Below are 8509 nucleotides of genomic sequence, written 5' to 3'. Positions count from 1 at the left end.
GAGCGACGGATTTCGAAGATGCCATGTCGTGCCATCTTCCATCGTGCCATGCCGCCATGCCATAGAAAATTTCATTCGTCGCGTCCAGAAGACGCGCAGAGTCCTGCAAAGCCCATCGGCGTACAATCGTCGCAACAGTTTTGGACGCTACCCGGGGAGGACGCCATGGCTGCCGAGGACTTTGAGCTGACCGGCAAGGACGTTTTGCGCATTGCGGAGCTGGGCGGCATGCCCATCGGGGACGAGGACTCGTCCTTCTCCCCCGAGGACGCGAGTGACGAAGCGGAGACCGCGTTTGATTCCGATGTGGTGGACGTGGACGAGCTCCTGAGACAGATGGCGGACGCGGCGCTCGACCCCGATGAGGACGAGTTTGCCAGGTTCATGAGCGAGAACAAGGGCACCGTGGCGAGGGCCGCGGACGATCCGCGCGTACCGGAGATGGTGGGGCTGGGGTATCGCTTTGGCATCTCGCGCGGGAGCGCTGCGTGCATGAACGACCTGGGTGCGTACTACTACATGGGTGGCGTCCTGGAGCAGGATTACCAGAAGGCGCGAGATCTGTACCAGATGGCTGCCGACCGCGGCTGTCAGCAGTCCATCATCAACCTGGGCTACATCTTTGAGTACGGTCGAACGGGCGAGCCCGACTACGGGCGCGCCTACCAGTGCTACGCGCTGGCCGCGGCGCTGGAACCCTCGTGGGAGGCCAGCTACAAGCTGGGCGACATGTACTCGCGCGGGCGCAGCGTGGAGCGCAACCTTGCGCGTGCCTGCCTGCTGTGGGAGCGGAGCCTCGACCTGGCGAAGGGCATCGTGCAGATTGCTCAGCCGGCCATCCGCATCGCGCAGCTCCTGGTGAGCCCGGGCTGCGCCAAGTGGGGCATCGAGCCCGACCCGCTGCGGGCGCTCATGCTCTTTCAACAGGCGGAGGTGGGACTGCGCCTGGACATCGCGGACGGCCAGACGTACTACCGCAGGCGGCTGCAGCAGGCGATCGACGGGCAACGGCAGGCTCGCGAGCTTGTGGAAGAGAACGGGCTGGAGTAGGCCGTCCTTCTCGCCCGCGTGCAGATCCCTTTCAGGCGCTGCGGAGTGACGACCGATGTGCTAGGCACCAAGCAGCGCCGCGGGCAGGACGTACACGCCGTCGTCGCGCCGGTACGCCAGAGAGCCACGGCCCACGATAACAGCCAGGAATGCGGGCTCGGCATTGTGCGTGGCTCCGTTGGCGAGCATCTTTTTGCGGAGAGACAGGAGGTTGTGGGCAGCCTCGTCCGCCTTGACGTCGCTTAGCTTTACCTCAATGCCAGCCCAGCGACCATTGCGCTCCATTATTGCGTCGACCTCAAGACCCTTCTCATCCCTGTAGTAGTAGAGGCCGTTGCCAAGCCCGGGATACGTCGAAAGGAAAACGCGCAGGTCACGCACGACGAGGTTCTCGAAGAGCAGCCCAAGCGTCTGCATGTCGCCGAGCAGGCGCTGCGGCGTTGCGCCCAGAAGTGCAGCGGCAAGTGACGGGTCGCAGAAATAGCGCTTTGGCTTGGTGCGGACGCGCGCTTTCCCGCGCATGGGCGGCTCCCACCCGCGCAGCTCCTCCGTTAGGTGCAGGCGGTCGAACAGCTCGAGGTAGGAGGCTATGGTCTGAGTGGTTGGAGACTCCTCCCCCAATCCCATGTCACGTCCGAGCGTCTTGTAGGTTGCGGACTGGCTCTCGTTCATGGCGAGCGCGCGCATGAGGGAAAATGCGACGTCGGGCGAGCGGTGCTCCTCGATAACGTTCACGTCCAGGACCGAGCTCACGTACTGCGACGCAGTCTCAAACGCGACTTCGTCAGGCATCCCAAGGTTGGCAGGCCAGCCACCACGACAGCACCAGCGAGCGACGTCTTCCAGACCAGAGTCCCTGCGGGCGGGAACGAGGTCGTCGCCGTCAAACAGCTTGCCCAGCGAGACCTTGGGCTCGGCGTCGCCGGATTCGCACAGCGCCATGGGCCGCATCTTAAGCCGGGCAATCCTGCCCGTACCAGAGTGGGTCACCTTCTGGCGATTGGACTCGCCCAAGGTCATCGAGCCTGTCATCAGCAACAAGCCACGCTGGTTACCAGACTGGTCCACGCGACGTCTAACAGCGTCCCAGACCTCGGGAACCTCCTGCCACTCGTCCACCAGGTGCGGAGTATCCCCAACCAATGCAAGCATGGGATCCATCTGGGCTGCCTCACGCTGGGACGGATCGTCCAGGCGCGAGATGCTGGCGCTGCGCGACATGGCAGTCCAAGTCTTTCCGCACCACTTGGGCCCATTGATCTCAACGCAGCCGAACGCTCTCATAAGGGTATCCAGACGGCCCTCGACAAGACGAGGTTGATAGCCCTTTGGGGTAAGTACAGTCTTGTTGGAAGAATCCGATGACGCCACTTTCGACACCCCATTTCAACTGGAAAATTGCTTGTCATTCATTAAAATACGCCTTTCTCATTCACTATTTTACGCCATTCTCATTTAACGTTTTACGCCAATTCCATTAGTGAAAATACGCCATGTGTGGCTCGCGTTGGCTCACCCGCTCAATCTGGAATGAGATGGACGGGGGGTATGCGAGAATCGGGTCGGACTTTCCTTGCCACTCGTGCAATTTGGAGGGGCTTGTGTGTGTTTCCGGGGTGCCAGGGCAAGCTGACATCCCTCCCAAAGTGCCCAGAGGCATCTCTCTGGTAGCCGTTGATGGGGTTTGCGGACGTTCCTCCAAGCTCAATCGACGTGACAAGTCGAGCAGATACCCCTTGGGGGTAAGTCAAAACACACATAACCCCATGTCAATTGCACGCGACATAGAATTTACCCGCGCGGCTACGTAGCTCGTCAGTTCTCGAATAGACTCGCTTGCACGGTATCCCAAATTCATTCTCTATCGTGATGAAGCGACCAGAATAGAAGACAGCCGGAAGACATCAGATAAAATCAAACGTACTGCCCAACGAGAGGGAGGACAATGAATCTACGAGCGGACATCGTCGAGAGTATTCAAGCTCTTGCACGGCAAGACGGAGTAGCGCGCGTTCTCCTCTTCGGATCTCGTGCACGCGGCGATAACCGAGAGCGCAGCGACATCGATCTAGCTGCAAGTGGTGGCGATATCGCCGCATTCGCCCTAGATATAGACGAGGAGACCCCAACACTTTTGCAGTTTGACGTTGTCGATCTCGATGGGATAGTGCAGCCTGAGCTCCTAGCAGAGATTCGAAAGGATGGCGTAGTGCTGTATGAGCGAAAAGAAGCGTGAGAACTTCTCGAAGGCGTTAAGAAACCTCGAGCAGTCACAGCACTACCAGCCTCCCTATGATGCTGTGACAGAAGCAGGCTTAGTGGCGCTTTTCCAAGTCTGCATGGAGCAGTCCTGGAAAGCTATGAAGGCCACTCTTGAGGAGCAGGGGTTCAGCGAAGCCCAGACCGGTTCGCCCAGAAAGGTTATCAAGTGCGCTTACAGCGCAGGCATGATTGACGACGAGAAGGGTTGGCTCAACGCACTTGAGGCAAGAAACCTCGTCACACATAGCTATGACGAAAGCGTTGCATTGAAGCTCATAGGGCTCACGCGGACGAGGTTCATTCCACTGTTCCAGCAGCTAGAGGCAAGGCTACAGAGCGACTGGGCACTGTAGGGACGGCGTACCTGCTACACCCAAGTCCACTACTGGTCCTCCTTCTCCTGGGGAAGCACACCGCGGGAAGCCATGACCAGGAGCACGACGCACAGCACGATGGTGGGAATGCAGGCCAGAATGCCAAGCGTCGCAGGCCCCAGCAGGCCCAGCCGCCCGCTTTGCGAGAAGTACAGCCCCGTGCCCGCGACCGCGTTGATCGCACCGTGCGCGAGTGCGCTTGCCCACACGCTGTCCGTCGCATCCCTCAACACGCAGAGCAGCGTGCCGAACGCGACGCAGAACGCGACCATGCACAGGATGCCGAGCGCAGGAAAGCCCAGGTAGCTGGTGCCATAGTTGTAACCCATGGCGATGACGGGCGCGTGCCACGCACCCCAGATGGCGCCCGTCGCGATCACGGCGGCGGGACGGCTCAAGCGCTCGCGCAGCTCAGGGTATAGGAAGCCGCGCCAGCCAGCCTCCTCCCCCACGGCAAGGAGCATGTTGAGGAACGGCGCCACGAGCGCGGCAAACGCCAGCTGCGCAACCAGGACGAGCGGCGCCTGCGAGGCAGTGACGCCCAGCTGCGCTTGGGCGGCGGCCATGTACCTGCTGGCAGAGGGGTCGAAGTCCCCCGGCACAAGCAGGAAGTACACGACGGCGCCCAGAGCCGTGAGCACGCTCGGGGCGAGAAGAGCCACCACGTACCACCGCACGTTGCCACGGATGCGCGGCCGCCAGCCAATCGAGGCACCGCCGCCCGTGACGGCGCGCGTGATGAGCGCCGACACCAGCGGCGCAAACATGCAGAGCGCGAGCGTGACCGACCACGTCGGGAGAGACTCGTCCACGCGCCAGCCCGTGGTCGAGCCCAACACCAGCTGGGACACCCACGTAAAGCCAAACGCCAGCAACACGAACAGAAGCACCCTGGTTCCAGGTTTCCACGCGCGCATGGGCAGCCCCCTCACAACGACGTGACATCATTCTTGCAACCCATGCTATACCAACCGCGGCCACCGCGTCCGTATGGAGCGGACGTGAAGACGACACCGTGTTCTTCTCGCCCGAATGACCTGATACCCCATAGGGGTATAGTCACTACCGACCAACTGATACCCCATAGGGGTATGAACATGGGAGGGGACATGGCAGACAACATTCTGGAGGTGCGCGACCTCCGCAAGACGTACCCGCGCAAGGGCGGCGGCGGGTTCGAGGCCGTGCGCGGCATCAGCTTTGACGTCCCGCGCGGGGAGGTGTTTGGCTTCCTGGGTCCCAACGGCGCCGGCAAGTCCACCACCATCAAGATGCTGACCACGCAGCTCGAGTCGTCGGGCGGGCAGATCCTGCTGGACGGGCGCTCCGTTACGGACGACCCCGTTGGCGCCCGCGCGGAGATCGGCGTCGTGGCGCAGCACAACAACCTGGACCGCGGGCTCACAGCGCGCGAGAACCTCATCTACCATGCCCGCTACTTTGGCATGGGCCGCCGCGAAGCCAACCGCAAGGCAGACGAGTACCTGGAAAAGTTTGGCTTGGCAGACCGCCAGAACGACTACGTGCGCACCTACTCCGGCGGCATGGCGCAGCGCCTCAAGATCGCCCGCGCCATGATGCACACGCCCAAGATCCTCTTCCTGGACGAGCCCACGACCGGCCTCGACCCCAACTACCGCGAGATCCTGTGGCGCGAGATGCTCTCGCTCAACCGCGAGGCCGGCACCACAATCTTCCTCACCACGCACTACATGGAGGAGCCGGAGCGCCTGGCGCAGCACATGGCCATCGTCAACCACGGGCAGATAGTCGCGAGCGGCACGTCCGCGGAGCTCAAGGCGCTCGTGCCCACCTCCACCATCGTCACGATGCGCCTCTCACGCATGGACGAGGACGTCCGCCACACCGCGGAGCGCCTGCCTCGCGTCACGCACGCAAAGCTGCAGGACGGCACGCTCGCGCTCTACATCGACGCGCCCAAGCCGGACTTTGACCAGCTCTTCCGCTGGACAGAGGAGCAGGGCCTCGCCGTTTCAGACATGAGCCTCAAGCAGACCACGCTGGACGACGTATTTGTCTACCTCACCGGAAAGGGGATGAGCCAGAATGACTAACGCTGGCGAGAAGAACAACGCAATGGCTCGCAACGGCCGCCTTGCGAGGCAGGCGTTTTGGGCCATGGTACAGCGCGACCTCCTGATCCAGGCACGCGACGCATGGGAGTTCGTGTTCCGCGTGGCGATGCTGCCCTTCATCCTGATCCTCACGTACGGCTTCATGCTGCCCACGCTGGGCGTGCTGCCCAAGAGCTTTCCCTCGCAGATGTTTGCGGGCATGGTGGGCATGAGCATGCTCATCACGGGCATCCACGGCACGGCCGTCCCCTTCACCATGGACTTCAACAACATGCACGAGATCGAGGACCGCCTGCAGGCGCCCGTATCCTCCACCGTGGTGGGCCTCTCCAAGATGCTCGTGGGCATCATCGAGTCGTTCGTGGGCGGGCTCATCGTACTTCCCATCTCGCTCATCTTCATGGGCAGCCGCATCGACGTGACCATGGGCGCAGGCGGCATCCTTCCGCTCGCCCTGGTGCTGGTGCTCATCTCGCTCGCGTCCGCGGCACTCGGACTGCTGGTCGGCACCATCGTCAAGCCCAACCAGATAGCCGCAATGTTCCCCGGCTTCCTGATGCCGGTCGTCTTCCTGGGGGCCATCTTCTTCTCGTGGCAGAGCCTCTCCGCCATCCCCGTGCTGCAGACAATCGTGCTGGTCAACCCGCTCGTCTATGCAAACGAGGCCCTGCGCGCCATCCTCACGCCGCAGATCGCGCACATGCCGCTGGTCTGGAGCGTCCTCGGCCTGGTGGCGGCCATCGTGATCATGGGCGGCCTCGGCTTCAGGCGCTTCCACCGCATGGTCGTGGGACAGAAGGCCTAGCCACCACGCTTGCGGCAGACTTCCGCAAGTAAGCCAGCCGGCGCCCACCCCAGGGGGCGCCACCGTAAACTGACCAAGGTCCACCCAAGCTTAAAGCGCCTGCACGAGGGCGAGAAGGTCCTCCGGCCTCTGTAGCACGTACCTCTCGCCCCCGTAGGCGCGCTGGGCGCCCCAGCCCGCCAGGGCGAAGTCGACCCCCGCGGAGGTCGCGCAGCGCACATCGTACTCGGCGTCGCCCACGTAGAGCGCCCGCTCCGCCGCGACGCCAGCACGGCGCAGGCACTCAAGCAGCGGGTCGGGCTCCGGCTTGTGGCGCTCCGTGTCCTCCACCAGGACGATGTGATCAAAGAGGTCGTCGATCCCCAGCGGCGAGATCTGCTCCGCGTACTCGTGTCGGGCGCGCGAGCTTGCGACGCCGGTGCCGATGCCGCGACGGTGCAGCTCCTCAATGGTGGAGCGGATGCCCGGGTACACCGTGTTGGACGCGGCCTCCCGCTCCGCGAGCTGCTCCCAGCGCCTGCCAGCGCGCTCGGCCTCATCCGGCTGCTCGAACCCCAGCTGCCTGAGCGCGGGGCCATCCGGCAGGCCCAGCGTGAAGCGCAGGTCCTCCAGCTCGTAGCGCCTGCCCGTGAGCTCGAGCAGCGTCCGCTGCAGCGACACGAGGTTGGCCCGCTCGGAATCGACCAGCGTACCGTCCACGTCGAACACGACGTACTCATAGCGTTTGTCTGCAGCTGCCATGCGACCCCCAGCCACGCGCGAACCGTCCAAACGACCCTAGCCTACCGCAGGGGCAACGGTCATGGGGGCACGTTCTTCTCGCCCGCCGCGGTGGCTCGCCCAAGGCTACAATCGGGACATCGGCGCACCGGCACGTGCGCTGGCACGTCCCCTGGGGAGAAGAACGATGAGCCTCGACATGCACGTCCAACCAACCGCACCCGCCGGCCGGCAGGCGGCCGGGCCGGAGCCCGACCCCGCCTGGCGCCACTGGCGCACGACGCCGTTCCAACTGGTGCTGGAGGGCGGTGCCATGCGGGGCATGTTCACCTGCGGCGTGGTCGACTTCCTGCTGGACCACGGCCTGCTGGCCGAGTCCGTGGTGGGCGTCTCCATCGGGGCATCGTGCGGCTTCAGCTACGCGTCGGGCGTGGCCGGCCAGACGGCCCGCATGATCGTTTCGTACCGGGACGACTGGCGCTTCATGTCCGTGCGCTCCAAGCTGCGCTGCGGCGACTACGTGGGCAGCGAGTTCATCTTCGACACGATTCCCTACCGGCTCGAGCGGATCCCCACGTGGCTGTACTCGCAGTCGCCCATGCGGCTCGTAAGCGTCGCGACCGACGTCGAGACCGGCGAGCCCGACTACCACGTGCTCGCCAAGGGAAAGGGCCACGCGACCGAGGCCCGCTACCTCATGGCGAGCGCCGCACTGCCCTGTGCCAACCGTCCCGTGGACGTGGACGGAAAGCTCCTGCTTGACGGCGGCATCGCGCGGCCCGTCCCCTTTGCCTACGGACGCGAGCGCTACCGCGGCAGGCAGGTCGTGGTGCTCACGCGTCCCCGCGGCTACCGCCCCGACCCGGACGACCCGGCCGTGCCCATCGTGCGCATGCGCTACCCCGCGCACCCCGCGCTGGGGCGCGCCATGGCCGCCCGCTCCGCGGAGTACGCGGACGAGCTTGACCAGCTGGAGCGCCTGCACGACGCGGGCGAGCTCCTCTGCATCTGGCCGGAGGAGCCCATCGCCGCGCGCATGTCCGAGCGCGACCCAAAGCGCCTTCTGGCTGCCTACGAGCAGGGGCTCCGGGCCGCGGCGGACGCCTGGCCAAGGCTGGTCGCGTTCCTGGGCGTGAGCTAGACGCTGGCACCGCCGGCGTCCGCATTGCCGTCCGCACTGGACGCATCGCCGTCCGAGCGAT

The 8509-nt window shown here is 64.1% G+C and carries 9 protein-coding genes; 6 read left to right on the top strand and 3 right to left on the bottom strand.

The genetic code is table 11. The features are described 5' to 3' along the window. Window positions 1-165: 165 nt before the first annotated feature. A complete protein-coding gene (locus ACI38Z_RS08115) occupies window positions 166-1050 on the top strand; it encodes a tetratricopeptide repeat protein (RefSeq protein ID WP_439789692.1) in 885 nt (294 codons plus the stop codon). A 60-nt stretch (window positions 1051-1110) separates the two neighbouring features. On the opposite strand, the gene ACI38Z_RS08110 is transcribed toward ACI38Z_RS08115, so the two are convergent. Beyond that, window positions 1111-2421 (bottom strand): ATP-binding protein, encoded by a 1311-nt coding sequence (locus tag ACI38Z_RS08110; protein ID WP_439789691.1) that lies wholly within the window; start codon window positions 2419-2421, stop codon window positions 1111-1113. A gap of 574 nt (window positions 2422-2995) precedes the next feature. Between ACI38Z_RS08110 and ACI38Z_RS08105 the strand changes: the two genes are divergently transcribed. Beyond that, window positions 2996-3286: a nucleotidyltransferase domain-containing protein gene (locus ACI38Z_RS08105; RefSeq protein ID WP_439789690.1), complete on the top strand. Its 291-nt coding sequence runs from the start codon at window positions 2996-2998 to the stop codon at window positions 3284-3286. Then, window positions 3267-3665: an HI0074 family nucleotidyltransferase substrate-binding subunit gene (locus ACI38Z_RS08100; RefSeq protein ID WP_439789689.1), complete on the top strand. Its 399-nt coding sequence runs from the start codon at window positions 3267-3269 to the stop codon at window positions 3663-3665. Before ACI38Z_RS08105 ends, ACI38Z_RS08100 begins: the two co-directional genes overlap by 20 nt. Window positions 3666-3694: 29 nt before the next feature. Here ACI38Z_RS08100 and ACI38Z_RS08095 read toward each other — a convergent pair whose 3' ends face one another. Next, window positions 3695-4603 (bottom strand): CPBP family intramembrane glutamic endopeptidase, encoded by a 909-nt coding sequence (locus ACI38Z_RS08095; RefSeq protein ID WP_439789688.1) that lies wholly within the window; start codon window positions 4601-4603, stop codon window positions 3695-3697. Window positions 4604-4795: 192 nt separating this feature from the next. Here ACI38Z_RS08095 and ACI38Z_RS08090 point away from each other — a divergent pair, with 192 nt between their 5' ends. Together ACI38Z_RS08090 and ACI38Z_RS08085 are read left to right on the top strand one after the other, a co-directional pair. After that, window positions 4796-5761 (top strand): ABC transporter ATP-binding protein, encoded by a 966-nt coding sequence (locus tag ACI38Z_RS08090; RefSeq protein ID WP_439789687.1) that lies wholly within the window; start codon window positions 4796-4798, stop codon window positions 5759-5761. Beyond that, window positions 5754-6587: an ABC transporter permease gene (locus ACI38Z_RS08085; RefSeq protein WP_439789686.1), complete on the top strand. Its 834-nt coding sequence runs from the start codon at window positions 5754-5756 to the stop codon at window positions 6585-6587. Before ACI38Z_RS08090 ends, ACI38Z_RS08085 begins: the two co-directional genes overlap by 8 nt. Window positions 6588-6677: 90 nt before the next feature. Here ACI38Z_RS08085 and ACI38Z_RS08080 read toward each other — a convergent pair whose 3' ends face one another. After that, window positions 6678-7328, bottom strand: a complete 651-nt coding sequence (locus ACI38Z_RS08080) for an HAD family hydrolase (RefSeq protein WP_439789685.1) — start codon at window positions 7326-7328, stop codon at window positions 6678-6680. 166 nt (window positions 7329-7494) lie between these two features. Between ACI38Z_RS08080 and ACI38Z_RS08075 the strand changes: the two genes are divergently transcribed. Continuing rightward, on the top strand, window positions 7495-8448 hold the full coding sequence (locus ACI38Z_RS08075) for a patatin-like phospholipase family protein (protein ID WP_439789684.1): 954 nt from the start codon (window positions 7495-7497) through the stop codon (window positions 8446-8448). Window positions 8449-8509: the final 61 nt, after the last annotated feature.

Source organism: Parafannyhessea sp. (genome assembly GCF_051876455.1).
Lineage (GTDB): Bacteria > Actinomycetota > Coriobacteriia > Coriobacteriales > Atopobiaceae > Parafannyhessea.
This window is presented reverse-complemented; position numbering and strand designations above follow the sequence as displayed.